2 tRNA genes are annotated in these 286 nt (G+C 42.0%); both read left to right on the forward strand.

Annotated features, from left to right (window positions below):
* The first annotated feature begins 36 nt into the window (after nt 1–36).
* Nucleotides 37–113: transfer RNA gene (locus AB4583_RS21185), tRNA-Met, on the forward strand.
* 55 nt (nt 114–168) lie between these two features.
* Nucleotides 169–253 (forward strand) — tRNA-Leu (locus tag AB4583_RS21190).
* Nucleotides 254–286: the final 33 nt, after the last annotated feature.

Below are 286 nucleotides of genomic sequence, written 5' to 3' on the forward strand. Positions count from 1 at the left end.
TAGAGAACAAATAGTGAATCGATTAGATTTATTATTGGCTACTTAGCTCAGTTGGTTAGAGCACATCACTCATAATGATGGGGTCGCAGGTTCAAATCCCGCAGTAGCCACCATTTATACAACGTTTTATTGAATCACCAATATTCAGTATGACTATAAAGATTTGCTGCGGTCGTGGCGGAATTGGTAGACGCACCAGATTTAGGTTCTGGCGCCGAGAGGTGTGAGAGTTCAAGTCTCTCCGACCGCACCATTATTTAGAATGTGTTTCTTTTAGTAGATGACC

This window comes from Vibrio sp. 10N.222.49.C12 (genome assembly GCF_041475025.1).
In the GTDB taxonomy this organism is placed as follows: domain Bacteria; phylum Pseudomonadota; class Gammaproteobacteria; order Enterobacterales; family Vibrionaceae; genus Vibrio; species Vibrio crassostreae_C.